The 25,152-nt window shown below is 67.2% G+C and carries 26 protein-coding genes and 1 tRNA gene; 12 read left to right on the top strand and 15 right to left on the bottom strand.

Features of this window, described 5'->3' with window-relative positions:
- Positions 1 to 573: 573 nt before the first annotated feature.
- The 5 genes from ACWPV3_RS15220 to ACWPV3_RS15200 all read left to right on the top strand — a co-directional run bounded on the left by ACWPV3_RS15220 (position 574) and on the right by ACWPV3_RS15200 (position 7,271).
- Positions 574 to 1,149 carry an RNA polymerase sigma factor gene (locus ACWPV3_RS15220; RefSeq protein ID WP_292088945.1) on the top strand — a complete coding sequence of 192 codons (576 nt, stop codon included), beginning with the start codon at positions 574 to 576 and terminating at the stop codon, positions 1,147 to 1,149.
- The gene (locus ACWPV3_RS15215) at positions 1,146 to 2,108 is read left to right on the top strand and encodes a FecR family protein (protein WP_453978362.1); all 963 of its coding nucleotides are present in this window, start codon (positions 1,146 to 1,148) and stop codon (positions 2,106 to 2,108) included. Before ACWPV3_RS15220 ends, ACWPV3_RS15215 begins: the two co-directional genes overlap by 4 nt.
- 144 nt (positions 2,109 to 2,252) lie before the next feature.
- On the top strand, positions 2,253 to 5,246 hold the full coding sequence (locus tag ACWPV3_RS15210) for a TonB-dependent receptor domain-containing protein (RefSeq protein ID WP_453978361.1): 2,994 nt from the start codon (positions 2,253 to 2,255) through the stop codon (positions 5,244 to 5,246).
- Positions 5,247 to 5,350: 104 nt separating this feature from the next.
- On the top strand, positions 5,351 to 7,000 hold the full coding sequence (locus ACWPV3_RS15205) for an alkaline phosphatase family protein (protein WP_453978360.1): 1,650 nt from the start codon (positions 5,351 to 5,353) through the stop codon (positions 6,998 to 7,000).
- 91 nt (positions 7,001 to 7,091) lie between these two features.
- Complete coding sequence (locus ACWPV3_RS15200; RefSeq protein ID WP_453978359.1) at positions 7,092 to 7,271, top strand: hypothetical protein; 180 nt, start codon at positions 7,092 to 7,094, stop codon at positions 7,269 to 7,271.
- 4 nt (positions 7,272 to 7,275) lie between these two features.
- Here ACWPV3_RS15200 and ACWPV3_RS15195 read toward each other — a convergent pair whose 3' ends face one another.
- Together ACWPV3_RS15195 and ACWPV3_RS15190 are read right to left on the bottom strand one after the other, a co-directional pair.
- Complete coding sequence (locus ACWPV3_RS15195) at positions 7,276 to 8,553, bottom strand: dipeptidase (protein WP_453978358.1); 1,278 nt, start codon at positions 8,551 to 8,553, stop codon at positions 7,276 to 7,278.
- 98 nt (positions 8,554 to 8,651) lie between these two features.
- Positions 8,652 to 9,446, bottom strand: coding sequence for a PhoH family protein (locus ACWPV3_RS15190; protein WP_453978543.1), 795 nt, complete (start codon positions 9,444 to 9,446; stop codon positions 8,652 to 8,654).
- 309 nt (positions 9,447 to 9,755) lie between these two features.
- On the opposite strand from ACWPV3_RS15190, the gene ACWPV3_RS15185 reads away from it, so the two are divergent.
- Positions 9,756 to 10,283 carry a gamma carbonic anhydrase family protein gene (locus ACWPV3_RS15185; protein WP_292088952.1) on the top strand — a complete coding sequence of 176 codons (528 nt, stop codon included), beginning with the start codon at positions 9,756 to 9,758 and terminating at the stop codon, positions 10,281 to 10,283.
- Here ACWPV3_RS15185 and ACWPV3_RS15180 read toward each other — a convergent pair.
- The 4 genes from ACWPV3_RS15180 to tipF form a co-directional block, all read right to left on the bottom strand.
- Complete coding sequence (locus tag ACWPV3_RS15180; RefSeq protein ID WP_453978357.1) at positions 10,278 to 11,210, bottom strand: bifunctional riboflavin kinase/FAD synthetase; 933 nt, start codon at positions 11,208 to 11,210, stop codon at positions 10,278 to 10,280. The genes ACWPV3_RS15185 and ACWPV3_RS15180 overlap by 6 nt on opposite strands.
- A 1-nt stretch (position 11,211) precedes the next feature.
- On the bottom strand, positions 11,212 to 11,673 hold the full coding sequence (locus ACWPV3_RS15175; protein WP_453978356.1) for a MaoC family dehydratase: 462 nt from the start codon (positions 11,671 to 11,673) through the stop codon (positions 11,212 to 11,214).
- Positions 11,674 to 11,712: 39 nt separating this feature from the next.
- On the bottom strand, positions 11,713 to 12,582 hold the full coding sequence (locus ACWPV3_RS15170) for a TIGR01459 family HAD-type hydrolase (protein WP_453978355.1): 870 nt from the start codon (positions 12,580 to 12,582) through the stop codon (positions 11,713 to 11,715).
- A 374-nt stretch (positions 12,583 to 12,956) separates the two neighbouring features.
- The gene (gene tipF, locus ACWPV3_RS15165; protein ID WP_453978354.1) at positions 12,957 to 14,231 is read right to left on the bottom strand and encodes a flagella assembly cyclic-di-GMP phosphodiesterase TipF; all 1,275 of its coding nucleotides are present in this window, start codon (positions 14,229 to 14,231) and stop codon (positions 12,957 to 12,959) included.
- 109 nt (positions 14,232 to 14,340) lie between these two features.
- On the opposite strand from tipF, the gene ACWPV3_RS15160 reads away from it, so the two are divergent.
- Entirely contained in the window at positions 14,341 to 15,111 is a 771-nt protein-coding gene (locus tag ACWPV3_RS15160) for an SDR family NAD(P)-dependent oxidoreductase (RefSeq protein ID WP_453978352.1), read from the top strand.
- Positions 15,101 to 16,084, top strand: coding sequence for a lysophospholipid acyltransferase family protein (locus tag ACWPV3_RS15155; protein ID WP_453978351.1), 984 nt, complete (start codon positions 15,101 to 15,103; stop codon positions 16,082 to 16,084). Before ACWPV3_RS15160 ends, ACWPV3_RS15155 begins: the two co-directional genes overlap by 11 nt.
- On the opposite strand, the gene ACWPV3_RS15150 is transcribed toward ACWPV3_RS15155, so the two are convergent.
- From ACWPV3_RS15150 to ACWPV3_RS15120, 7 genes are all read right to left on the bottom strand, one after another.
- Positions 16,027 to 16,536 carry a response regulator gene (locus tag ACWPV3_RS15150; RefSeq protein ID WP_292088958.1) on the bottom strand — a complete coding sequence of 170 codons (510 nt, stop codon included), beginning with the start codon at positions 16,534 to 16,536 and terminating at the stop codon, positions 16,027 to 16,029. The two genes, ACWPV3_RS15155 and ACWPV3_RS15150, sit on opposite strands and share 58 nt — an antisense overlap.
- 68 nt (positions 16,537 to 16,604) lie before the next feature.
- The gene (locus ACWPV3_RS15145) at positions 16,605 to 17,468 is read right to left on the bottom strand and encodes a M23 family metallopeptidase (RefSeq protein ID WP_453978350.1); all 864 of its coding nucleotides are present in this window, start codon (positions 17,466 to 17,468) and stop codon (positions 16,605 to 16,607) included.
- The gene (locus tag ACWPV3_RS15140) at positions 17,465 to 17,662 is read right to left on the bottom strand and encodes a DUF2093 domain-containing protein (RefSeq protein ID WP_453978349.1); all 198 of its coding nucleotides are present in this window, start codon (positions 17,660 to 17,662) and stop codon (positions 17,465 to 17,467) included. The genes ACWPV3_RS15145 and ACWPV3_RS15140 overlap by 4 nt, the downstream gene beginning before the upstream one ends.
- A gap of 67 nt (positions 17,663 to 17,729) precedes the next feature.
- Positions 17,730 to 18,986, bottom strand: a complete 1,257-nt coding sequence (locus tag ACWPV3_RS15135) for a cation:proton antiporter domain-containing protein (protein WP_453978348.1) — start codon at positions 18,984 to 18,986, stop codon at positions 17,730 to 17,732.
- Positions 18,987 to 19,097: 111 nt separating this feature from the next.
- Positions 19,098 to 19,934, bottom strand: a complete 837-nt coding sequence (locus ACWPV3_RS15130; RefSeq protein WP_453978347.1) for an HpcH/HpaI aldolase/citrate lyase family protein — start codon at positions 19,932 to 19,934, stop codon at positions 19,098 to 19,100.
- Positions 19,934 to 20,611, bottom strand: a complete 678-nt coding sequence (locus ACWPV3_RS15125) for an SDR family NAD(P)-dependent oxidoreductase (protein ID WP_453978346.1) — start codon at positions 20,609 to 20,611, stop codon at positions 19,934 to 19,936. The genes ACWPV3_RS15130 and ACWPV3_RS15125 overlap by 1 nt, the downstream gene beginning before the upstream one ends.
- 45 nt (positions 20,612 to 20,656) lie before the next feature.
- Positions 20,657 to 21,154: a GAF domain-containing protein gene (locus ACWPV3_RS15120; RefSeq protein WP_453978345.1), complete on the bottom strand. Its 498-nt coding sequence runs from the start codon at positions 21,152 to 21,154 to the stop codon at positions 20,657 to 20,659.
- Positions 21,155 to 21,263: 109 nt separating this feature from the next.
- On the opposite strand from ACWPV3_RS15120, the gene ACWPV3_RS15115 reads away from it, so the two are divergent.
- The gene (locus tag ACWPV3_RS15115; RefSeq protein ID WP_312734177.1) at positions 21,264 to 21,437 is read left to right on the top strand and encodes a DUF1328 domain-containing protein; all 174 of its coding nucleotides are present in this window, start codon (positions 21,264 to 21,266) and stop codon (positions 21,435 to 21,437) included.
- 41 nt (positions 21,438 to 21,478) lie between these two features.
- Here ACWPV3_RS15115 and ACWPV3_RS15110 read toward each other — a convergent pair whose 3' ends face one another.
- Together ACWPV3_RS15110 and ACWPV3_RS15105 are read right to left on the bottom strand one after the other, a co-directional pair.
- Positions 21,479 to 21,631 (bottom strand): hypothetical protein, encoded by a 153-nt coding sequence (locus tag ACWPV3_RS15110; protein ID WP_312734175.1) that lies wholly within the window; start codon positions 21,629 to 21,631, stop codon positions 21,479 to 21,481.
- 85 nt (positions 21,632 to 21,716) lie between these two features.
- Positions 21,717 to 21,792: transfer RNA gene (locus ACWPV3_RS15105), tRNA-Ile, on the bottom strand.
- A gap of 236 nt (positions 21,793 to 22,028) precedes the next feature.
- Between ACWPV3_RS15105 and ACWPV3_RS15100 the strand changes: the two genes are divergently transcribed.
- The 3 genes from ACWPV3_RS15100 to ACWPV3_RS15090 all read left to right on the top strand — a co-directional run bounded on the left by ACWPV3_RS15100 (position 22,029) and on the right by ACWPV3_RS15090 (position 25,148).
- Complete coding sequence (locus ACWPV3_RS15100; RefSeq protein ID WP_453978344.1) at positions 22,029 to 22,790, top strand: SIMPL domain-containing protein; 762 nt, start codon at positions 22,029 to 22,031, stop codon at positions 22,788 to 22,790.
- 136 nt (positions 22,791 to 22,926) lie between these two features.
- A complete protein-coding gene (gene sppA, locus ACWPV3_RS15095) occupies positions 22,927 to 24,705 on the top strand; it encodes a signal peptide peptidase SppA (RefSeq protein ID WP_313452683.1) in 1,779 nt (592 codons plus the stop codon).
- Between the two features lie 119 nt (positions 24,706 to 24,824).
- Positions 24,825 to 25,148 (top strand): hypothetical protein, encoded by a 324-nt coding sequence (locus tag ACWPV3_RS15090; RefSeq protein WP_292088969.1) that lies wholly within the window; start codon positions 24,825 to 24,827, stop codon positions 25,146 to 25,148.
- Positions 25,149 to 25,152 lie beyond the last annotated feature (4 nt).

The following is a 25,152-nucleotide window of genomic DNA, read 5'->3' as shown; positions in this document are numbered from 1 at the left end:
AAAAAGGCGGCGTTCGGCTGTGCGAAGCCGACAAATTACCCTAAACGATAAATTCCAGGTCTAATTTTTCGAAGCCTCAGTGCCTCTGCAAACAACCGAAGCCAGACCTTCGCGCCTTGGCGAGCAGAGTGCGGTTTGGTCCTAAAGGAACCCAAACCGCCGACTAATTCGATCTTATCGTAGTGGGGTTGGGCGTTGCTGAGCGGGAAATCGGGCGGGCGGATTTCTTAGAGAAGGTCCGGCGAAATTCGGCGGCATTTGCGGTCGCAACGGAGCATAATCGGGCAAACGAAAGCGAAAGAAAACGCGAACATTCGTGTGCAATTATTGCACACGGTCCCTCATAATGGTCTGATTTAAATCAGAAATATGTCCGGTCCATCATCGGGGCGATGGACAGTCTGCGGGCGGTGTTGATCAAAAAGTTTCCTGGGCTTTGGACGAGCGAGGGCCTTCTACGCTGGTCTTCGGTCTTTTTCGACAGCTCTCGCGATCAGGGGGTGTAGAGGGTTTGGCCGCGTCGATTGTCTGACTGGGCGCGCCGCTTTCCACGCGGTATTCAATCGGGCGCGCATGACCGACGACACCGAACTGAAGGCCTGGTTCTTTCGAGAGGTATTTCCTCTCGAAGCCGGACTGACGCGCTATATCCGGCGCAACTGGCGCAGCGAGGCCGACGTGCCCGACATCCGCCAGGACGTCTATGCCCGGGTCTATGCCGCCGCGCGCATTCAGCCGCCTTCCAATCCGCGCGCCTTCCTGTTCGCCACGGCGCGCAACCATATGATCAACCTGGCGAAGCGGGCCAAGATCGTGTCGTTCGACCTGGTCGCCGATCTGGAGGCGTCCTTGCCGGATCCGTCGGTGATCGACGTCGAGGCGCATCTGACCGCGCGCGAGGAGTTGAGGCGCGTGCAGGCCGGCCTGGATGGTCTGCCGGCGCGCTGCCGACAGGTCGTCACCCTGCGCCGCATCGAAGGCCTGACGACCCGAGAGGTGGCCGAGCGGATGAACATCAGCGTCAGCACTGTGGAGCAACAAATGGTCCACGGGATGCGCGCGCTGGCGGATTTCCTCGCCGGCGGGAGCGGCCGAGTGCGCCGCGTGCCGGTGCGGTCGCGCGCCGTCATGAGCGAGCCCGGGTCATGAGGCGTTCCGACCGTATCGAAGAGGCCGCGGGCCTCTGGCTTGTTCGACGTTCAGAGGGTTTGAGCCCCGAGCAGCACCTCGCGCTCGAAGCATGGCTGGACGAGGCCGACGAGCACCGGATGGCCTTCTGGCGTCTGGAGCACGCCTGGGAGAAGGCGGAACGGCTGACGGCGCTTCGCGCGCCCGGAACCTTGCAGGCCGCACTGACGCCGGTGCACCCGCGCGTCACGATGAACCGTCGGTGGTTCCGGGGTGCGGCGGTCGCGGCGACCTTGGCGATCGCCCTTCTGGGCGCCGCCTCGACCTTGTGGCCGCGCCCGGCCGCCTATCACACGGAGCGGGGCGAGCGCCGCCTGGTGTCGCTCAGCGACGGGTCGCGCGTCGAATTGAACACCAGCACACGCCTGCGCGCCGCCCTGTCGACGAAGGAGCGCGAGGCCTGGCTCGATCAGGGGGAAGCCTATTTCGACGTCGCGCACGATGCGACGCGTCCCTTCGTGGTCCATCTGGGAGAGCGTCAGGTCCGGGTGCTCGGCACCCGTTTCACGCTGCGACGGGAAGGCGACGAGGTCCGTGTGGTCGTCGCCGAGGGCCGGGTCGAGGTGGCCGATGCTCACTCCAGACCGAAGGCCAGGCCGGTGGTGTTGCGCCCGGGCGGCGTCGTCACCGCTGAACGGGGCGCCATGTTGCAGACCCAGACCTCGATGGACCAGGTCGAGAACGAACTGGCGTGGCGACGCGGCATGGTGGTGTTCGACCAGATGTCGCTGGGCGAGGCCGCCCAGGAGTTCAATCGGTACAACAAGATTCAGCTGGAAATCCCGGATGCCCAAACGGCGGGCATTCGCATCGGGGGATCGTTTGAAGCCGACAATTCCGAGGCCTTCGTCAGGCTTCTTCACTCTGCCTATGGGCTGAAGGTGGAGCGGCGCGGCGACCGCATAAGAATTTCCGAATGAGCATGTAGGGGGTTTGGCCCCGCGCCTTGTCTCAGGTCTCTAGGGGCCCATTTCGGGTGACAGGGGGACAGTATGGGTAAAAGTGCGTTTCTGAAGCGCGTTCTTATGGGCGGCGCTTGCGCTCTGGTGTTGGCGGGGACGGCGATGGCGCAAGCGCGCAGCTTCGACGTTCCAGCAGGCGACCTGAAGGCGGGGCTGGACGCCTTTTCGCGTCAGGCCGGGGTGCAGCTGGTCTATCGGATCGAGGACGTCAGAGGCTTGCGCACCGTCGGTGTCCGCGCCAACGCCGAGCCTGAAGAGGTGTTGAGCCGCCTGTTGGCCGGCACTCGCCTCAGCGTGCGCCGCGACTCCTCCGGCGCTCTGGCGATCGTGCGTGAGGCCGCCTTTCCCGACTCCGAGGCCGCCAGCGTCGAGGAAGTCGTCGTCACCGGCTCGCGCCTGAAGAACGTCTTCGATGCGGCGACGCCCGTTGTCAGCATGGATCGGACCGAACTGCTCGAACAGGGCTACATGGATCTGGCGGAGGCCCTGACTGACATTCCGGGCGTCGAGGAAGCGGTGTCCCTGTCAAACAGTCAGACCGCGACCCAGGCCAACGGCCTGTCCACCATCAGCCTGCGGAACCTGGGCGAGAACCGCACACTGACGCTGATCGACGGACATCGCACCGTATCCAACGCGGGCAACAAGAACGCGGTCAGCCTCAGTTCCATCCCCGAATTCTTTGTCGACAGGGTCGAGGTCACGACCGGCGGCGGCTCGGCCGTCTACGGCTCCGACGCCATCGCCGGTGTCGTCAACATCATCACCGAACGTCGGCTGGAAGGCGTGCGGGCACGCATCGTCGGCGGCACGACCGGCGACGGCGGCGGCGATTCCATCGAATATTCGGTCGGCGCGGGCGGCCGCTTCATGGACGACCGGCTGTATCTGATGGCGGGCGCCACCTACGATCGACAGTTCCGGCTGGCGGCGACCGACCGTGATCGCGCGCTGGAATCCATCCTGTATCAGCCGGCGACAAACACGGTCGTCACCCCCGACCTATCGAGCAACAGCGCCGGCGGGCGCTTCGTCAGCGGCCGCTGGTTCTATGACGAGAGCGGGCTGAAGCCGAATTTCGTGACCGCGATCAACGGCTATGAGACGCGCAACAACGGCACTCTGATCACCCCCCGCGACAATCTGAACGGCGCGGTCAAGTTCGAGTACAACCTCACCGCCAATGTGAAGGCGTGGGGACAGGCGCTCTATTCCAACGTCACGACCGACTCGGTGCGTGAGGCGACGACCTTCAGCAACAGCACGACCTTCGGCGTGAACGATGAGTTCACTGTCGGGCGGATGTCGCGCACCCTCAATCCCTTCGCCCCGACCGAGATCAAGTCGGCGGCGTCCAGCTCGGGCATCGACTTTCGCCGTCGCGTGGTCGAGGTCGGGCCGAACCTGATCCACAACGAGCGCGAGACCCTGCGTAGCTGGGTCGGGCTGGAAGGCAGTCTGGCGAACGACTGGGACTGGAAGCTGACCTACGGCCACGGCGAGTTCAACGGCGAGCAGATCCGCGGCAACACACTGAACCTGCAACGTGTGCAATGGGCGCTGGATTCCGAACAGGTCGCCGGCGTGGTCCAGTGCCGCAACGCCGCCGCGCGCGCCGACGGCTGCGTGCCGCTGAACATCTTCGGCGTGGGTTCGATCACGCCAGAGATGGCCGACTATATTCGCGCCAACACCTTCTATCGCCAGAACAACCGCCAGGACACGATCGAGGGCTATGTCTCCGGGCCGCTGTTCCAGCTTCCGGCCGGTGCGGTGGAAGCGGCCTTCGGCTTCGAGAGCCGACGCGATCACACCGAGACCCACACCGATCCCCGCATCCAAAACGGCGTGGCCAGTTCGTCCTTCCTCCCCGAGTTCGAGGGGACCATCAAGGCGAACGAGGTGTTCACCGAGATCTCGGCGCCGATCCTGAGCGACGCGCCGCTGGCGCACCGTCTGGTGCTGAACGGCGCCGTCCGGGTCGCGGACTATAATCTGGAGTCGGTCGGCACGACCGTCAGCTGGCGGGCAGGCGTCCAGTGGTCGCCGGTTCCCGATCTGCGCATCCGCAGCGAATACGCCCGCGCCCAGCGCGCGCCGGACACGACGGAGCTTTATTCGCCGCCGCGCGACGACGCGGACACCGTCGTGGACGTGTGTAGCGGCGTCACGGCGACGACGCCGGGCATCGTCGCCCAGAACTGTCGCGCCGACAGCCGCATCGCCGCCGGCATGGCGGCCTCGGGCGGGGTCTTCCGTCAGCTCTCGACTTCGGTCAAGGCGCCGAACACGGGCAATCCGGACCTCTTCGAGGAGACCGCCGACACCCTGACTGTCGGCGCCGTCTATCGCCCGGCCTTCCTGCCGGGCTTCGAGGCCAGCCTCGACTATTACGATATCCGCATCAGCGACGTGATCTCGTCTCTCACCAACGCCGCCCTGCTGTTGGGCTGTTATTCGGATCCGAACGGCACGAACAACGTCTTCTGTCAGACCATCACCCGCGACGACAGCGGGCAGTTGGTCCGTATCCTGAACCAGGAGCAGAACCTCAACGAAACGCGCGCGCGGGGCGTGGATGTCGCCGCCTCCTATCGGTTCGATCTGGAGCAGTGGCGAGTGCCGGGCCGGTTCAAGGCCAGCCTGAACTACAGCCGTCGCCTGGAGCTGAGCACCGAATACAACGGCATCTCCAGCGTCGAGACGATCGACGAGGTCGGCGCGGTCGGCACGGCCAAGAACGAGGCCAAGTTTGGCCTGAACTGGTCCGACGACAACTGGAGCGTCCGCTGGTCGGCGCGCTACGTCGGCAGCGTTGTGGACAGCCTGGAGCGTGAGAAGCAGGCGATCGCCATGGGCTGGGCCGATCCGCTCTATCTGTATCTGGACGACTACTGGCGTCACGATCTCAGCGTCAGCTTCACGCCGGATCGCCGCAATCCCAAGCTGAAGGTCTTTGGAACCATCCGGAACATCTTCAACGACTACGGCCCGTTCCTGCCGGACGGCACCGACAGCGGGAATCAGTACAACTACAACTCGACCTACGGCGTCGTCGGCCGCGCCTTCACCCTGGGGCTTCAGGTCGAGTTCTGACGGAGTTGAAGGAGAGGCGCCCCGACGGGGCGCCTCTCGGCCGCCCGCCCGCGCGCCGTCCTGATTCCCCGCGCGCCTCCATATGTTCGAATCGAGGTTTCTCCATGCGGATAAAGTCCCTGATCGCCTTTGCAGCCCTGTTCGGCGCCCTGTCCGGCCCGGCTGTCGCTCAGGAAGCGTCGCCGCCCCGACTGGTTGTCGTGGTGGTCGTCGACCAGTTCAGCGCCAATCTGTTCAACCAGTACCGGAGCCGCTGGACGGGCGGCCTGCGTCGCCTGGCTGAAGAGGGACTGGTGTCGATCAACGGCTATCAGACCCATGGATTGACCGAGACCTGCCCCGGCCATTCGACCGTCCTGACCGGCGCCCATCCAGCCCAGACCGGCATTCCATCCAACGACTGGGTCGATCCCGCGACGGGCAAGGAGGTCTATTGTCTGGCCGCGCCTCGCAACACCCTGGCGCACGGGCGGGTCACGGACAACGGACCGGTCGGCCCTGACAACATCCGCGCCGAAAGCCTGGGCGACTGGATGAAGGCGCAGAAGCCGGGCGACCGGGTGTTCGCCGTGTCGGGCAAGGATCGCGGGGCCATCAATCTGGCCGGCCATCGCCCGGACGGCGTGTTCTGGTTCACCGACGACTTCGGTCTGACCACCTATGTCGAGCCCGGTCAAAGCGCCGAGGCCCGGTTGGCGCCGGTGGCGGCGTTCAATCAGGCGTTCCGCATCCGCCAGCAGGCCCGAACCTCATCCTGGTGGACCGGCGCCGAGACGGATTGCCGGGCGCTGTCGGGCGACTGGACGATCAACGGCCAGACCTTCCGCTCGAGGGTCCCGCCCGCCAGGGATGCATTCGACAACTCGCCTGCGCTGGACGAGGAGACGCTGGCGGCGGCGACCTATCTGATCGACACCCAACATCTGGGTCAGGGACGGGGAACCGATCTTTTGGGGGTCAGTCTGTCCACCACGGACCGTGTGGGTCACGCCTACGGGACGCAGGGGCCGGAGATGTGCGAGCAAATGCACCGGCTGGACCGGGCCTTGGGGACGTTCCTGGATCGTGTCGCGCAGATTCCGGGCGGCGCGCTTGTCGTCCTGACGGCGGATCACGGCGGCTCGGACTTCGTGGAGCGGATCGCCGCGCGCGGCTATCCCCATGCCCACAGGATCGACAATGCGCCGTTGTCGGCCGTGAACGATCGGCTGCGCGATCAATTCCATCTGGCCGACTCGCCGCTGCATTCCGCCTCCAGCGGCCTGATCGTCGCCGACAAGGACGACAAGGCCCTGCCCGCGCCGCTGCGCGATCAGGTCATTGACGCCGCGCTTCCGCTTCTGCGCGCCTTGCCCGACATCGTCTTCGTGGAGGCGCGCGACCGGCTGCTTCAGGACCCGATGCCCGACACGCGCAATCCGGAGATGTTGACGGTGCGCGAACGGATGCGGCTGTCGGCGGTGGCGGAACGGTCGGCCGACATCATCATGATCCGCGCCCAGAACGTCACGGGCGGCGGACGGGTCGGCGGCAACATCGCCGGACACGGAACGCCCTGGGATTACGACCGCAGGGTTCCGATCGTCTTCTGGACGCCCGGCGCCCAGGCGCAGGAACGCTTCCTGCCGATCCGCACCATAGACATCGCCCCCACGCTGGCTGCGGTGCTGGGACTGTCCACACCGTCGCTCGAGGGCCGCGCCATTCCGCTCTGGCCGGAAGCCGATGCGGCTCCTCCTGAGTCCGGTCGGTAAGGAACACTTCCCGCATCCGTGATCGGGGAAAGCGAACCCTTCATGGCGAGAGGCGTTGAAGGGGTGTCTGCGATCCGAAACGGAGGTTGCCGTGCGCCTTCCCGATCCCGCCCTCGACCTTGTCCGCCCTTCCCATCCGCGCGATCAGGGGCTGGTGCGGGACCTCAGCCGGCCCATGCGACCGCACGACCGGACGACCTTTCCGCGCGAACCCGAACACCGTGGACGGCGGATGCTGACCGAACAGCGCGACAGCATCCTCTCGGCCTGAAGGCCTACTTCAGCGACGCGGCGTAGTCCTCGGCCTGTTTCAGCAGGCGCAGGGCGTTGCCGGACCAGATGGCGGCGAGGTCATCCTCGGAATAGCCCTCGGCCAGCAGTCGTTCGGTGACGCGCGGCAAGGCCGAGACGTCGTTCATGCCGCTGACGCCGCCGCCGCCGTCCCAATCGGCGCCGACGCCGACATGGCGCGGACCGGCGACGGCCAGGGCGTGCAGCAGATGGGCGATGAAGTCCTCGAAATCCGCCTGGGCGGGCGGATGCTGCTGGTTCAGGGCGCGCATGCGGGTCTGATAGGCGGCGTTCTGCTCGGGCGTGCGAGCGGGGGCCGGGCCGAACTCCTGGCGGAGGGCGGCCAGGGCGGCGGTGCGCTCAGGCGTCTCGGGCAGGGCCTTCAGATAGGCGCCGAGGGCATTGATCTGGATGACGCCGCCCGAGGCCGCCAGGCGGCGCAGTCGCGCGTCGTCGATGTTGCGCGGATGGTCGTAGACGTCGCGCGGGCCCGAGTGGGACAGGATGATCGGCGTCGCGGAATAGGCGATCAACTGGTCGAACACGTCGTCGGAGGCATGGGAGGCGTCGATCACCATGCCCAGGCGATTGGCCTGGGCCGCCATGCGCCGCCCGGCGGGACTGAGGCCATGCCAGCGCGGACCGGCCGGATCGGTCGCCGAATCCGCCAGTTCGTTATTGGCGAAATGGACCAGGCTGATCATCCGCAGACCCTGATCGTAGAAGGCCTGGACCTGATCCGGACGGCCGGTCAGGGGATAGGCGTTCTCCATGGAGATGAAGACCACCCGCCGGCCCGAGGCGGCGATGGGCGCGGCGTCGGCGGCGCGAAGGGCCAGGCCGAACTTGTCCGGATGGTCGGTCGCCAGGGCGCGGATGGCGGCGATGCGCGCCTGGGCCACCGCGAGGGAGGCGGCGTTCGCCTCTGGCGTCAGCGGGCCTTGTGAGGAATAGACGGCCCACCAGCCGCCATCCAGCCCGCCCTCGACCATGCGGGGATAGTCGACCTGGGATCCGTCCTCGGTCGCACTGTGGCGATCCAGGATGTTCCAGCCCGGCTTGACCAGATTGGCGGGGGTGTCGAGGTGGGTGTCCAGCACCAGGAGGCGCTCATGCAAGGCGCGAGCGGCGGCCTCGGGCGCCGTTTGGGGCTGGGCCGAGGTCTGGGCCAGGGTCGGGGCCGGGCCGGCGATCACGAACGCGCCGGCGATCAGGGCGGCGAGGGCGGCGGTGGAACGAGGCGGGCGGCCGAACGGGATCATCGCGCTTGTCCTTGGGCGGAAACGAAAAGAGGACCGTCAGTAGGCCCGACGGTCCTCCTCGCCACAAGGCGAAATCACCACGCGGCGGCGAAGTCGCGCTACAGCACGCCGATCATCGAGGCGACCAGCGGGTGACGCACGATGTCCTGTTCGGCCAGGCGCACCACGGCGATGTCGTCGACCGCTTCCAGCCGCGCCGAGATGTCGGCCAGGCCGGAGATGCCGGGCAGCAGGTCCGACTGCTGCGGATCGCCTGTCACCACCATGGTGGAGTGCCAACCCAGGCGCGTCAGCAGCATCTTCAGCTGGACGTAGGTGCAGTTCTGCGCCTCGTCCACGACGATGAAGGCGTTGTTCAGGGTGCGCCCGCGCATGTAGCCGATCGGCGCGATCTCGATCAGGCCTTCGGCCATCAGGGCCTTGACCCGCTTCATCGACAGCCGGTCCGACAGGGCGTCGTACAGGGGGCGCAGATAGGGGGCCAGCTTGTCTTCCATGTCGCCGGGCAGGAAGCCGATGGATTCGCCGGCCTCGACCGCCGGACGGCTCAGGACGATGCGCCCCACCTTGCCCGCCTCCAGCGCCTCGACCGCCTTGGCCACGGCCAGATAGGTCTTGCCCGTGCCTGCCGGCCCCAGCGCCATGATCAGGTTGTGATGGTCCATGGCCTCCATCAACTCGGCCTGACCGTCAGACTTGGGCTTCAGCGTCTTCAGATAGCCCTGGTCGCGATCGTCGTTCGACGGATAGGGCGACCAGCCCGCGCGACCGCCGCCGTTCGCGGCGTGCAGCCGGCGAACTTTCGACTCCTCCATGAAATCACGCGAATCCAGGATTCCGTTTTCACGCGTTTGACGCTTGGTTGCAGCACGCTTGGTCATGGACGCCTCCAGGGCATGAAAAAAGGCGGACCCGAACGGGTTCCGCCTTGTGTGGTCTTGGGGAGGAAAGGGTCGCGGCCTGCGCCATGGCCGCCCGGATCGACAGCAGGGCCGTCCGCAACGGGATGCGCCCGCCGCCGAACAACCGAACCAGGATCCCAACGCCCCAAGCGACAGCCCCGACAATTGACCGGATCGCACTTGATCCGGTTTCGGATTCGAGGCCGAAATGGCGACCCGCGAATCGCATCAACAGAATGATGCTAACGTGGTTAGCGTTCCGTTAAAGCCATTATTTTCCAAAGATTAGGCGGTGTCCGGATGACACTTTACACCTTGGGCGACAGCAAACCCCAGCTTCCGCCGGAGGGCGAATACTGGGTGGCGCCGAATGCATCGGTGATAGGGAATGTGATTCTCCACACCAACGCCAGCGTCTGGTTCGGTGCCGTGCTGCGCGGCGACAACGATCCGATCACAGTGGGGCCGGACAGCAACATTCAGGACGGCAGCGTCCTGCATACCGACCTGGGGTCGCCTCTGCTGATCGGGCGCGGCGTGACGGTGGGTCATCAGGTGATGCTGCACGGCTGCGAGATCGGGGACTACAGCCTGATCGGCATCGGCTCGGTGATCCTGAACGGGGTCAAGATCGGACGGAATTGCCTGATCGGCGCCAACACCCTGATCCCCGAGGGCAAGGTCATCCCCGACAACAGTCTGGTCATGGGGCAGCCGGGCCGGGTGGTGCGCGAACGCGATCCAGCCCAGATCGCCGTGCTGCAGATGTCGGCCGAACATTATGTGCAGAACTGGAAGCGGTTCGCTGCCGAGCTTCGGCCCCTATGACCGTTTGAGAACCGCCCGCGCCGCCGCCGCGTCGGCGGCGATTTGGGTCTTCAGCGCGTCCAGACCGTCGAACGTCTCCTCGCCGCGCAGCCAGCCGATCAACTGCGTGTCCAGCGTCCGGCCATAAAGATCCTCGTCGAAGTCGAACAGCCAGACCTCCAGCAGCGGGGTCTCCAGCGCATACATCGGCCGAACGCCCAGGCTGGCGACGCCGTCGATCACCCGACCGTCGGGCAGGCGGGTGCGGGTGGCATAGACGCCATAGGCCGGGCGCATATAGTCGCCCATCTCGATATTGGCGGTCGGCACGCCGATGGTGCGCCCGCGCTTGTCACCGTGGATCACCGTGCCGCGAATGGCGAAGGGGCGGCCCAGAATGGCGGCGGCGCGGGTCATGTCGCCGGCCTTCAACGCCTCGCGCACGGCGCTGGACGACAGCTTCAGCCCATCCGCGTCGTCCAGCCGGTCGACGACCGACACGGTGAAACCCAGCCGCTCGCCATAGGCGCGCAAGGCTTCGGGCGAGCCGGAGCGTCCCTTGCCGAAGGTGAAGTCGAAGCCGACCGCCGCGTGCCGAACGCCCAGGCCGTCGGCCAGTACGCGTTCGGCGAAGGCGGCGTCGGTCATGCCGGCCATCTCGGCGTCGAACGGCAGCAGATACAGGATATCGACGCCCAGGGGGGCCAGAGCCTCGCCCATCTGGTCGGCCGTCATCAGGCGAAAGGGCGCGGCGTCCTTCTGGAACCAGCGGCGGGGATGGGGATCGAAACTGACCACGCCCAGCGGCGCGCCCAGCCGTTCGGCGGCCTCGCGCGCGCTGGCGATGACGGCCCGATGGCCCCGGTGGACGCCGTCGAAGGCGCCGACCGCGACCGCCGCGCCCTTCAGCGCGTCCGGCAGTTCGCGCCAGTCGCCGACGACCTGCACGTCAGCGGGCCGAGGGCTTGCGCCGGCGAGGCACGCGGACCACCGCCACGCCGTCCATGATCATTGTCTCGCCCACGAAGCCTTCGCAGCTCAGCTTGACCCGCGCGCTCTCGGCCTCGACCTCGATCACCGTGATCAGGATGCGCACGACGTCGTCGATCCGCACCGGCTGATGGAAGGCCAGGGTCTGGGAGATGTAGATGGAGCCGGCGCCCGGCAGGATGGTCCCCACCACCGCCGACCCGAACGAGGCGCTCAGCAGGCCGTGGGCGATCCGCCCGCGATAGGCGGTCTTGGCGGCGAAGGCTTCGTCCAGATGCACGGGATTGAAGTCGTCGGACGCCTCGGCGAACAGGCGGATGCGATCCTCCGTCGCCACGACGATTTTCTCGGCCGCCATGCCGACGTGAAGTTCGTCCAGGATGTAACCACCGGACGGATGCTGCTGAACCAAATCGACCATGATCGAGGCTTTAGCCGCCGTGCGACAAAATGGCGAGCCTTACCAGTTCAGTTCCAGCGCTGCGTATCGGGCGTAGGTCGTTTCCGCCTTCAGCAGTTCGGCGGCGCGGGCGGGATCCAGGGCGCCGTCTTCGCCCTTGGCCTGGTCGCCGTGGATGCCCTGGGCGATGAACAGGCAGTCCAGCCCTTGCGCGTTTGCGCCCATCACGTCGGTTACGACGCCGTCGCCGATGCACAGGACGCGCGAGCGATCGACGGGTCGGCCCAGCAGCGTCTCCGCCTCCTTGATCGCCAGATCATAGATGGGCGAATAGGGTTTGCCCGCCATGACCACGCGGCCGCCCTGGGAGGCATACAGATCGGCCAGCGCCCCGCCGCAATAGATCAACTGGTCGCCGCGTTGCACCACCCGGTCCGGGTTGGCGCAGATCAGTTCGATGTCGCGCGCGGCCCCGACGGCGAACCGTTCGCGATAGTCTTCGGGCGTCTCGGTGGTGTCGTCCACCGGGCCGGTGACGGAGATGAAGGCGGCGTCCTCGGCGCTGGCGGCGCGCTCCAGCCCCAGTCCGGCGTAAAGGGGGGCGTCGCGTTCGGGACCCACGATCCAGGCCGGGCCGGGCGCCCGCTTGGCCAGTTCGGCGCGCGTGGCGTCGCCCGAGGTGACGAAAGCCTTCCACGCCGTGCGCGGCACCCCCAGCCCATCCAGTTGGGCCACGACGTCCGAGGCCGGGCGCGGCGAGTTGGAAATCAGCACCACATGCCCGCCCCGGGCATTGAACCGCGTCAGGGCCTCGCACGGGCCGGGCCAGCTTTCGCGGCCGTTATGGATCACGCCCCACACGTCGCAGAGCAGGACGTCATAGTCGCCGGCGACGGCGCCGAGATGAGGCAGGGCGTGGGGAAGGGTCATGGGGCTGGTCCTTAGCTCTTCTCGTCTTGCCGGAGAAGGCATGGCGGCCACTCGTTAGTTACACGGACCGATCTGGCGACCGTCGGTGAAACTCAATCGAATCTCCGGGTCTACCCAGGCTTCGACGCCATCGCCGCGATAGTAATCTTCAGCGATCCATCCGCGCACGAACTGTAGTCGGATAGGTTTCAATGTGGAGCTGCTAAACTCAAGCACCTTGCCGCCGCCGAATGTTCTCAGCCTAAGATCGACAGCCTCATCAGACAGGCATTCAAGAGTGTGCGTTCGGTCTGACTCCAAGAATGTCGGCTCCGAACTGCAAGCGGACAGCAGCACGCACACGAAAAGCGAACCGGCAATCCGAAAGACCATGACTAACTGTAACGCCGACGCTGCTCGGCGCTGCGCAGGGTGGAGCGCAGGAAGTCGGCCGGAGGGTCGGTTTCGGCCAGCACCTGTTCCTTGATGGCGCGGGGTTCGCCGAACAGGTGGCCCTGGCCCATGCCGACGTCCAGTTCGAGAATGTCGACGACCTGGCGTTCGTTCTCGACCTTTTCGGCGATGACCTCGACACCGTAGCGGCGGGTCAGAGCGGCGAAGTCGGCGGCCTGGATGTCGGGCATGGAGCGCAGGGGCGCGCCGCCGTCCAGGTCCAGCAGTTGTTCGATCATCAGGTCGGCGGCGACCTTGATGAACTTGACGTCGGACCTCTGCAGATCGGCGAAGTCCAGGTCCAGCGTCTGCACCTTGTCCAGCGAGAAGCGGAAGCCCAGGTCGGCCAGCTTGGCCATGTTGCGCGCCTCGACCGCCCCGCGCGCATCGAAGGTCGCCTGGCCCAGTTCGAAGATCAGCGCCTGGTTCAGGTCGCGGTTCTCGGACAGGAAGTCCAGGAACTGCGGGAAGAAGGTCTCGTCGCCCAACGAGGTCAGGGCCACGTTGCAGAAGACGCCGACCTTGCGATCCTGACGCGCCAGCCGCCGCACGATCTGGGCGCAGCGGAACAGCAGCAGGTTGTCGATGGCCGGCACCAGCCCCTCGCCCTCGGCCAGCGACAGATATTCCGCCGGCATCATCACCCGGTCGGTGGCGTCGCGCAGGCGGGTGAAGCTCTCGTAGAAGATGGTCCGGCGCTGCGGCAGGGAGACGACCGGCTGCAGATACAGGTCCACGCGCCCTTCGCTCAGCGCCTCGTGGATGGTGCGCAGAAGGACGTTGGACTGGGCCTGACGACGGCCCTCGAAGGTTTCGGCGCCGATGTGGGGCGCGGCCGCCAGCCGTTCGTCGATGCTCTCGCTTATCTGCTGGACCAGGGATTCCAGCATCCGCACCTCGCCGGTCAGGGCATCGGTGTCGGACAGGACGCCGCTCTCGATGGCGTGGGCCAGTTCGGTCAGGGCGCCCTGGGTCGATTCCATCGCATCGGCCAGCAGGCGGTGCGCCTCGCGGACCTGGGCGATCTCCTTCTTCAGGGCGCGGCGCTCGGCGATGCCCGTGACGATGCCGTGGAAGGCGCCCAGCAGGCCCAGCGCGCCCAGGGTTCCGGCCACGCCCGCGCCGATCCCCAGCCCCGCGCGCCACAGGAAGGCGCCCACGGTCATGCCGAGGAACAGATAGGCGAAATACAGAAAGCCCGTTGTTACGTTGCGCATCGGCTGGCGGTCGGCCACTCCCGGATGGAATCGCCCGAGTATCAGGCTATCAATATCATTCGGCTAGAGCGGGGCGATAAATATCCCCGCAGAAACATACGGGAACGCCATGGAACTGTTCGATCTGACCGGCAAGGTCGCCATCATCACCGGCTCGTCGCGCGGAATCGGCAAGGCCATCGCCGAACGGCTGGCCGAACACGGCGCCAAGGTCGTCATTTCCTCGCGCAAGGCCGGGCCGTGCGAAGAGGTCGCCGCCGAGATCAACGGCAAATACGGAGCGGGCCGCGCCATTGCGGTTCCCGCCAACATCGCCTCGAAGGAAGACCTGCAGCGGTTGGTCGATAAGACCAACGCCGCCTTCGGCCAGATCGACATCCTGGTCTGCAACGCCGCGACCAATCCCTACGCCGGGCCGATGGCGGGCATCGCCGACGATCAGTTCGAGAAGATTCTGCAGAATAACGTCATCTCGAACCACTGGCTGATCCAGATGGTCGCGCCGCAGATGGTGGAGCGCAAGGACGGGGCGATCCTGGTGATCTCGTCCATCGGCGGGCTTCGTGGCAACGCCCTGATCGGCGCCTATAACATCTCCAAGGCGGCGGACATGCAGCTGGTGCGGAACCTGGCCGTGGAATGGGGGCCGTCGAACGTGCGGGTCAACTGCATCGCGCCGGGCTTGGTTCAGACCGACTTCGCCAAATATCTTTGGGAGAACCCCGAGCTGCTGAAGACGGTGACGGAGCCCGCGCCGCTGAAAAGGATCGGCCAGCCGGATGAAATCGCGGGCACGGCGGTCTATCTGTGCAGCCCTGCCTCGGCCTATGTGACCGGACAGACCCTTGTGGTGGACGGTGGATTGACGATTGCCTGGTGAAGACGCGCGCTCAACCAGCCCGAAGGGCGGTAGCGCAAAAGACTGGAAGCAAGATCTGATCTGGCGTCTGGAGGCCTTGGGCTTCCAGGCGCTGTTCGGATTTCTGCGGCTGTTGGGCGTGGAGCGGGCGTCGGGGCTGGGCGGCTGGCTGCTGCGCACCCTGGGGCCGCTGACCGGCACGCAAAAGACCGTGATCCGCAATTTGCGCATCGCCTTTCCCGACCTGACGCCGGATCGCCGCGACGCCCTGGCCCGCGAACAGTGGGATCGTACCGGGCGCACCTTCGCCGAACTGGCGGTGATGGACCGGCTGACGCCCGAGGGCGGCCGGGTCGAGGTGGTGGGGCTGGAACGGCTGCACGCCCTGCGCGACAGCGGCAAGCCGGCAGTGCTGATCTCGGGCCATCTGGCCAATTTCGAGGTGATGGCGGCGGTCATCATGGCCGCGGGCGTCCCGTGCCAAGTGACCTATCGCGCGGCCAACAACCCTTACGTCGACGCCCTGATCCGCAAGAGCCGCGAACGGTACGGCATCCGCCTTTTCGCGCCCAAGGGCGACGGCACGCGCGAGCTGATGGCGGGGATGAAGCGCGGCGATTCCATCGCCCTCCTGGTCGATCAGAAATACAACCAGGGGCCGGAGGTTCAGTTCTTCGGCCAGCCCGTCAACGCCTCGCCGGGCGCGGCGCGGCTGGCGCTGAAGTTCGACACGGTGATGCTGCCCCTGTCGGTGGTGCGCCTGCCGGGCGTGCGGTTCCGTGTGACCGTCCACGCGCCGATCAAGGTTCCCGGCACCGGCGACAGGGCGGCCGACATCCTGGCTGGGGTCCAGGCGGCCAACACCTTCGTCGAGGATCGCGTGCGCGAGGTTCCAGAGGACTGGTTCTGGGTCCACAAGCGGTGGCCCGACCGTGTTTACGCGGCGCTGGACGACCGCCTGGCGTCCGATGCGCGCCGAAACGGCCCCTCATAGCCCTCCAGGTCTCGGCGGCGGCGCGATGGCCCGAAATAGGTCTCGGTCTTCACAAAGGGGCGCGGTTTGAAGATGGCGGCGTTGATGCGGTCCAGCACCGCCTTGGCGCTGATCGGCTTGGCCACGAACTCCGTCACGCCGGCGTCGCGGGCCTCGCACACGCGGCTGGGCTCGGAGTGGCTCGTCATCATGATGATCGGCAGATAGGTGTTCGGACTGTTGGGCCCGGTTCTGACCAGTCGCGTGAACGCGACGCCGTCCATCGGAAACATGTTGAAGTCGATGATGGCCAGATCGACGGGGTGTCGGCGGAGAATTTCGTAGCCTGCCGTTCCGTCGGGGGCTTCATGGACGGTGCGCACGCCTGCCGAATGCAGGACGGCGACGGCGATGGCGCGCATGTGCTGACTGTCGTCCACCAGCAGAATGTTGAGGGACTGTAGCGACGACATCGGCATCCGCAGCGAAATGACGGCTCAGCGTAAGGGATGCTACGTAGAGCGACAAGCGCAACCTTCCGTCAGGCCCGCGCCTGGGGCGATCGGGCGCCCACCATCAGCGACGGGTCCATGTTGCGGTCGCGCCACTTCATCCGCCAGCACAGATGCGGGCCGGTGGCGCGTCCGCTCATCCCGACCCGCCCCAGGGCTTCTCCACGCCGGACGCGCTGGCCCAGTTCCACGTCCAGTCGCGACTGGTGCAGATAGCAGGTGATCAGGCCCTGTCCGTGGTCGATCAGGGTCAGACCGCCCTCGAAATGCATGTCGGGCCGGACGAAGGCCACCCGCCCGTCGGCCGGCGCGCGGATCACGGTCCCGGTCGGGGCCGCCAGATCGACGCCATAGTGGGGCCGCGCGGGCGTTCCGTTCAGCACCCGCTGCGCCCCCCAGGCGCTGGAGATGCGATAGGTCTCCAGCGGCCAGACGAAGCCGTCGCGGAAATCGTCGGTCTCGGCCCGGCTGGTGAAGCCCTCGGCCTTCAGGGCGACCTCCTGCTGGATGCGGGCCAGAAGCGCGGGGTCGCTGGGCTCCACCGTCGCGGGCGGAAGGCCGTCGATGCGGGTGGAGGGAAAGGCGTAGGGTGCGATGTCCAGCGCCTGGCGGGCGGAGCCGGCGTCGGTCCTGACCTCGATCTCGGTGCGGGGTCCCGCGTCGCGGTCGAACCCGACCACGAACAGGCCGGTGGGAGAGGCGGCGGTCAGGGCCTCGCCGTCCACCAGGACCAGGGCGCCGGGCGTGGTCCGCCCGAAGGCGTAGCCGCCCTGGCGCCAGGCGCCGTTCATCACCAGGGGCGGGATCTGCCGCTCGGGAACGGCGCGCGCGGCGGCGGGAATGCAAAGAGCCGCGCCCAGGCCGCCGATCATCGCGCGGCGGGACGGAATCATCCGCCCGACTTCAGGCGCTGCGCGTACTCGGCCGGGCTGGCGTAGGGTTCCTGGCGGGTGACGCTCCAGTACCGCAGGGTCTCCAGCGGGATGGGACGGTCCGTCACTGCACAGCGGACGAAACGGCCCGGCTTCAGGACGGCGAATTCTCCGTCTCCATAATGCAGGGTCGCGGCGTCGGGCTCGAGCGTCATGCCCGCCACCTTAATCCTCTGCGCCGGGCGGGCCAAGGCCGCCCCTGCGGCGTCCCCTGGCGAGGGGTCAATGACCGGCGGCGGACTGGGCCGCCGCTTCGGCCGCCTGCTCTTTGGCTTCGGCGCGGGCGATGCGGGCCGGATCGGGCGCGGCGCCCATCCGGTCGATCAGCTTGAACACGAAGGGGTGCAGCGTAATCGAGATCAGGGCGGCGGCCAGGATCAGGTCGTGGGTTTCCTGGCTCATGGCGCCCAGGGTCATGCCCAGGGCGGCCAGGATGAAGCTGAATTCCCCGATCTGGGCCAGGCTGGCGGCGACGGTCAGGCTGGTCTTGCGATCCAGCTTGAACACCGTGGTGATGACCAGGGCGGCCAGGGTCTTGCCGACCACGACGATGCCGATGACGCCCGCCACCGCCAGCGGCGCCTTCACCAGGATCGACGGATCGAACAACATCCCCACCGAGACGAAGAACAGCACGGCGAAGGCGTCGCGCAGCGGCAACGACCGCTCGGCCGCATTGTGGCCCAGGGGCGTGCCGTTCAGCACCAGCCCGGCCAGGAAGGCGCCCAGGGCGAAGGAGTGGAACAGATAATAGGCCACCCAGGCGATGCCCAATGCGATGGACAGGACGCCCAGGGTGAACAGTTCGCGCGACTTGGTGTGGGCGATCCGCACCAGCAGCCAGGGCAGGGCCTTGCCGCCGACATACAGCATGACAAGGACGAACGCCGCGACCTTCAGCAGGGTCCAGCCGATGTTCAGCGCCAGGGCGCCGCCGTCGATCGTCTGGCCCGCCGGCATGATGATCATCGGCAGCATCACCAGGGCGATGACGATCACCAGGTCCTCGACGATCAGCCAGCCGACGGCGATGCGGCCGATCTCGCCCTTGTTCTGCCGACGCTCTTCCAGCGCCCGCATCAGCACGACGGTGGAGGCGACCGACAGGGCGAAGCCCATCAGCAGGCCCTCGACGTCGCTCATGCCCAGGGCGAACCGCCCCAGCGCCCAGCCCATGACGGTGGCCGAGGCGATCTGCACCAGGGCGCCGGGAATGGCGACCTTGCGCACCTGCATCAGATCCTTGGGCGAGAAGTGCAGCCCGACCCCGAACATCAGCAGGATGACGCCGATCTCGGCCAGTTGCGGCGCCAGTTCGGTGTCGGCGACGAAGCCGGCGGTATGCGGCCCCACGATCACGCCGGCGACCAGATAGCCGACGAGGGGAGACAGTTTCAGCCGATTGGCCAACATGCCGAGCACGAAGGCGAGGACGAAGCCCCCGACCAGGGTGAGAATCAGGCTGTCGGCATGCGGCATCAGGGCTCCTGTCGTGGGCTGTAAATCGTCTGGCGGTAGGCCTTGCAGTTGGTGCGGCGATTTGGAATGCGCAAGGCGGCGCGGTGTCGCAAGGGGGACGAAACTGCGGCCTCAGGCGGCGTTCGCGCGCGCCAGCAGGGCGCGGGCCTGATCCAGATGCAGTCGTTCGACCATGGCGCCGTCGACCTGTATGGCGCCCAGCCCCTGGGCGCCGTCCGCCGCGAAGGCCGCCACGACCGCGCGCGCCTGGGCGATTTCGGTTTCGGACGGCGAAAAGGCCCGGTTGGTCGCGGCGATCTGGGAGGGGTGGATCAGGCTCTTGCCGTCGTAGCCGTAAAGCCGCCCCTGCGCCGCCTCGGCCGCCAGACCCTCGGCGTCGTCGATCCTGTTGAACACGCCGTCCAGGGCCAAAAGACCATGCGCGCGGGCCACGGCGACGACCATCGCCAGCCATGGCTTGAACGGTTCGCGGTCCGCCGAAGCCCCCGTCCCCAGGGCCTTGGCCAGATCATTGACCCCCAGCATCAGCCCGTCCAGGGCGCCCCCGGCGGCGGCGATCTCGGTCAGGTTCAACAGGGCGCGCGGCGTCTCGATCATGGCCCACAGTCGGGCGTCGCGGGGCAGGGCGGCCGACAGGGCGTGGACGGCTTCCGGCGTCTCCACCTTGGGGGCGACGATCAGATCGGCTCCCGCCTCGGCCAGAGCGGCGGCGTCGTCGCTCCCCCAGGGCGTGCCCAGGGCGTTGATCCGCACGCCCACTTGCGGTGTGAAGCCGCCCTGACGAAGGGCCGCGACGGCGGCGGCCCGCGCCTCGATCTTGCGGTCCGGGGCGACGGCGTCTTCCAGGTCCAGAACGGCCACGTCGCAATCCAGAGTGCGGGCCTTCTCGATCGCGCGGGGGTTCGAGGCGGGCAGATAGAGGACGCTGCGGACGCGATCGGCGCGCATCACAGCCGACCCGTCACGGGCGTCAGGGCGCCCGTCATCGCCCGGCTTTCGGGCGAGGCCAGGAACAGGATGACCTGGGCCAGGTCGTCCGGCGCGACCCAGGTCGCCGGATCGGCGTCGGGCATGTCCTTGCGGTTGGCGGGGGTGTCGATGATCGACGGCAGGACGGCGTTGACCGTGACCGAGGTGGATTTCAGCTCCTCCGCCAGGCTCTGGGTCAGGGCGTGCACCCCCGCCTTGGCGGCCCCATAGGCGCCCATGCCGGCGCCGGCCTTCAGGGCGGCGGCCGAACCGACGTTGACGATCCGTCCCTCGGGCGAGGCCTTCAGCGCAGGCAGGGCGGCGCGGCTGGCGTTCAGCGCCGTGGTCACGTTCAGGGCGTGCATCCGGTCCCAGGCCGGGGCGGCGTCGTCCAGCGTCTGCCAGACGAAGCCGCCGGCGATGTTCAACAGGGCGTCCAGCCGCCCGAAGCGCGCGATCACCGCATCCACCGCCTTCTGCGCCTGATCGGCGTCGGTCAGATCCACGCCCCCGACCTCCAACACCCCTTCCGGGACCGCGTGACCCTGGGCGTGATCGATGACCGCGACCTTCAGCCCGGCTTGCATCGCGGCGTCCAGCACAGCCTTGCCCAAGACCCCGTGCCCGCCCGTGATGGCGACGACCCGTTCCGACATGTCATCCTCCGTTTGTCCGGCTTAAAGCGCGCCAGAAGCCGCGTCTCAACCCCGGCCGAAGACCTTGGCCATCAGCCGCTCCAGCGCGACCTGATCATCGGCGTCGAAAGCCGCCTTTTCCGTCGCATCGACGTCGAACACGGCGATCAGTTGGCCCTCTCCGTCCAGCACGGGCACGACGATCTCGCTGGCCGAGCGGCTGTCGCAGGCGATGTGGCCCGGGAAGGCGTGAACATCCTCCACGATCTGGGTCCGGCGCGTCGCGGCGGCGGTTCCGCACACCCCGCGCCCGAAGGCGATGCGCAGGCAGCCCAGCGTCCCCTGATAGGGGCCGACCACCAGTTCGTCCGCCCTGTCCGGCGCGACCACATAGAAGCCGGTCCAGAAGAAATGATCGAAGGCGTCCGCGAGCATGGAGGCGACTGTCGCCATCCGCGCCGTCAGATTGGGTTCGCCGTCCAGCACCGCCAGAATCTCCGCCTCGACCTCGGCGTAACGGGCGGCCTTGTCGGCAGGGCGGTCGATGCGGGCGACATAGGCCATGGGAACTCCTTCGTTCGGCGCCGCTCATATAGGCTGACCGGATCGATGAGGGGAGCCCCGCCGGAACGTCGGCCGATTTGCGTCGTTCTGCCTTCCAAAGGAGACGACAATGTTGAAATGGGCTTTGATCTTCGCCGTGGTCGCCGTCATCGCGGGCCTCCTCGGCTTCACGGGCATTGCGGGCGCTGCGGCCGGCATCGCCAAATTCCTGGCTGTCCTGGCGCTGATCGTGTTCGCGGTCTTCCTGGCCTTGGGCTTCACCGTGGCCAAGAAAGTCACCTGAGGCGAAAATGAAAACGGCGGCCTTCGGGCCGCCGTGGTCTTTCAGGGGACGATGCCGGTCTGCGGTCCCACGCCGTCGCCTTCGGCCTCGTCATCAGGCAGGACGCCGTCGCGCTTGGCGCGGTCTTCCAGATCCTCCGCCTCGTCCTGGACGTGCTTGATCTCTTCCGGCGAGGGGGTGTGGGTGTCGGTCATCGTGTTCTCCATGATCGTTCCGGAAAACCACCGACCGGCCGGGCCGTTCCGATTCAGATGAAGGTTTTGATCGAATGGAGGGGAGTGGTAGGCCCGGAGGGACTCGAACCCCCAACCAGACCGTTATGAGCGGTCGGCTCTAACCATTGAGCTACAGGCCCCCAGCGCCTTGGCCGGCGGAGGCCACCGCCTAGCAGGGGCGGGGCGGGCTTGCCAAGCGCCACATGCCAAGCGCCACATGAGCGCCGCGCGGCTTTCGGCGAATTCACGAAGATGAACGGAAACCGGCGCGGGACGGCGGCGTTCATTCAGGCTCGAAAGGCCAAGGTTGCGGCCATGGATCGGCGAACACGCCGCTCAGGACGATTACGGAGATTTCCCCACCATGAACCGATTGATGAAAACCGCTTCGCTGAAGGGCCTGGCGCTGGGCGGGGCCATGACCGCCGCCGTCGCCCTGGCCGCCGTCGCCACCCCCTCCGCCGCCCAGACGGCGGCTCAGCCCGGAACCGTCCAGATCATGCAGACCGCGCCCGCCCTGAACCTGTCGGCCTATGGCGAGGTCAAGGTGGCGCCGGACATGGCGACCATCACCTTCGGCGTGCAGACCGAGGCGCCGACCGCCGCCGCCGCCATGCGCGACAACGCCGCGCGCATGACCCAGGTCATGCAGGCCCTGCGCCGTGCGGGCGTCGCCGAACGCGACATCCAGACCTCTGGCCTGAACCTGCAGGCCCAGTACGACTATCAAGAGAACCAACCGCCCAAGCTGCGCGGCTATCAGGCGACGAACCGGGTGTCGGCGCGGATCAACGATCTGAGCAAGGTCGGCACGACCGCCGACGCGGTGGTGGCCGCCGGGGTCAATCAGATCGACGGAATCAGTTTTGGTCTCAAGGATCCTTCGACCGCCGAGAACCAGGCCCGGGAACTGGCCGTTCGCGCCCTGCAGGCCAAGGCGCAGCTGTACGCCCGCGCCCTGGGCGTCCAACTGGGCGGCGTGCGCAGCCTGAGCGAGGGCGGCGGCTATACGCCCCCGTCGCCGCCGATGCCGGTGGCCATGTTCGCCCGCGCCCAGATGGCGGATTCGACTCCCGTCTCGGCTGGCGAGATGTCGGTGCGGATCGATGTGAACGGCGTCTACGACATCGTCCGCTGATCACCCGATCAGACCTTGGGAAGGCCCGTCGGAAACGGCGGGCCTTTTCGTATCCGGACGCGCCCTTTGACCGGCGACGATCCGCGCCTATGCTGAGGTCTGGCCATTTCCGGCCTTTGCGAGCGCGCCTTCTCCCATGAAGCAATTCTTCCTGACGGTCCTGGGTGTCTTCACCGGGCTGATCCTGTTCCTTGTCGTCATTCCCGTGGTGTTGGTGACGGTCGCCGTCGCCGGATCGTCCAAGCCGACCCTGCCGACGGCCTCGGTGCTGGAGCTGGACCTGCGCGAAGGGATCAGCGACCAGCCCTCGACCAACCCCTTCTCGGCCTTCGGCGGGTCCAGCCTGTCGGTGACGGAGGTGGTGGACGGCCTCGCTCAGGCGGGCGCCGATCCCAGCGTCAAGGCCCTGCTGATCCGTCTGCCGGAAAGCGGCATGACCCCCGCGACCGCCGACGAACTGCGTCAGGCCGTGCTGCGCTTCCGCGCCACGGACAAGCCGGTGATCGCCCACAGCCAGGGTTTCGCGCCATCGGGCGCGGTGATGTCGACCTATATGGTGGGCGCCGCCGCTTCGGAGCTGTGGATGCAGAACACCGCCGGCTTCCAGGCCACGGGCTTCTCGGCCGACAGCCTGTTCCTGGGCCGCGCCTTCCAGAAATACGGCGTCAAGCCGGAGTTCGAGCAGCGTTACGAATACAAGAACGCCGTCAACGAATATACGCAGAGCGACTACACCGGCCCGCACCGCGAGGCGATGACCGCCTGGATGACGGCGCTCTATGACAACGCCCTGGGCTATGTCGCCAAGGACCGCAAGACGACGCTGGAGGCCCTGCGCACGACCATAGAGGCCGGGCCCTACACCGCCGAACAGGCGCTGGCGAACAAGCTGATCGACAAGGTCGGCCAGGTCGAGGAGGCCGAGGCCGCCGTGAAGACCCGCGCGGGCAAGGGCGCCGAAATCGTCGAGTTCGACAAATACGTCTCGGAAAAGGGCGCCCGCACCGGCTCGGGCCGAAACGCCATCGCCATCGTCGGCGGGGAAGGGGCCATCGTCACCGGGCGTGGCGGGAACGGCGGCTTCGGCGGCGGCTCCAGCATCCATTCCGACGACACGGCCGAGGCCATCTACGACGCCATCGCCGATAAGTCGGTGAAGGCCATCGTCTTCCGCGTCTCTTCGCCCGGCGGCTCTCCCGAAGCGTCCGAGCAGATACTGGCGGCGGTCAAGGCGGCGCGGGCGGCAGGCAAGCCGGTCGTGGTGTCCATGGGCGCCTACGCCGCCTCGGGCGGTTACTGGATCAGCTCCCAGGCCGACTGGATCGTGGCCCAGCCCTCGACCCTGACGGGCTCCATCGGGGTGTTCGGCGGCAAGTTCGTGCTGGCCGACGCCCTCGGTCGGTTCGGCGTGGACATGCGCGAACTGTCGGTCGGCGGACAATACGCCGACGCCTTCTCGCCTACCCAGTCCTTCACACCGGCGCAGCGCGCGGCCTTCGCGGGGCAGATGGACCGTATCTACGACGACTTCGTCACCCGGGTCTCGATCGGCCGCAAACTGCCGGCGGAGCGGGTGCGTGAAATCGCCAAGGGCCGCGTCTGGACCGGCTCTCAGGCCCTGCCCCTGGGCCTCGTCGACCAGTTGGGCGGCCTGACCGAGGCGGTGGCCAAGGCCAAGGAACTGGCGAAGATTCCGGCCAACGAGTCCGTGCGCTTCCGCCATTTCCCCAAGCCCAAGTCGACCTGGGAGGCCATCTCGGAGATGTTCGGCGTCCAGACCGAGGCGGCCAAGGCCCTGGTCATGCTGGGCGGCGTCATGGCCGATCCGCAGGCCCAGACGATCATGCGCCGCATCGACAGCGACCGGATGCGCAGCCAGGGCGCCGTCGTTCTGGCCGACCAGCCGACGTTCTGATCCGCCGCCGCGCCGATCCGCCGCACGCAGCCGTGACGGGGGCCGCCATTGACCAGGCGGCCCGATGGACCGACATTGGGACTTCGGCGTTTCCCGCAAACGCCAGCCAAGGATGATCCATGTTCCAGTCTGAACGTCTCGCCGCCGTCGGTCTTGCCTCGCGTCGCCGTCCCAACGGTCTCGTGGCCTCGGTGATGTGGCTGGGCGGTCTGGTCGCCACCGTCGCGGCCATGGCCGTCGGCGCGGTCCTGGCGGTCTTCACCGCCGCCGCCGTCGCGGTGATCGCCCTGTTCGCCGGGGTGCTGGTCTTCCTGGTCGGCCTGGTGATGCGCGCCCGCCGCAACCTGACGCCGCGCCGTCGCGCCGGCGACGGAGACGTGATCGAGGCGCGCAAGGTGGACGGCGCCTGGGTCGCCTACGGCTGGGAGCGCGACGGCCGCTGAGACC

The organism is Brevundimonas sp. Marseille-Q4549, from assembly GCF_976940555.1.
The sequence above is the reverse complement of the archived record's forward strand: the minus strand, read 5'-3'. Positions and strand labels throughout refer to the sequence as shown.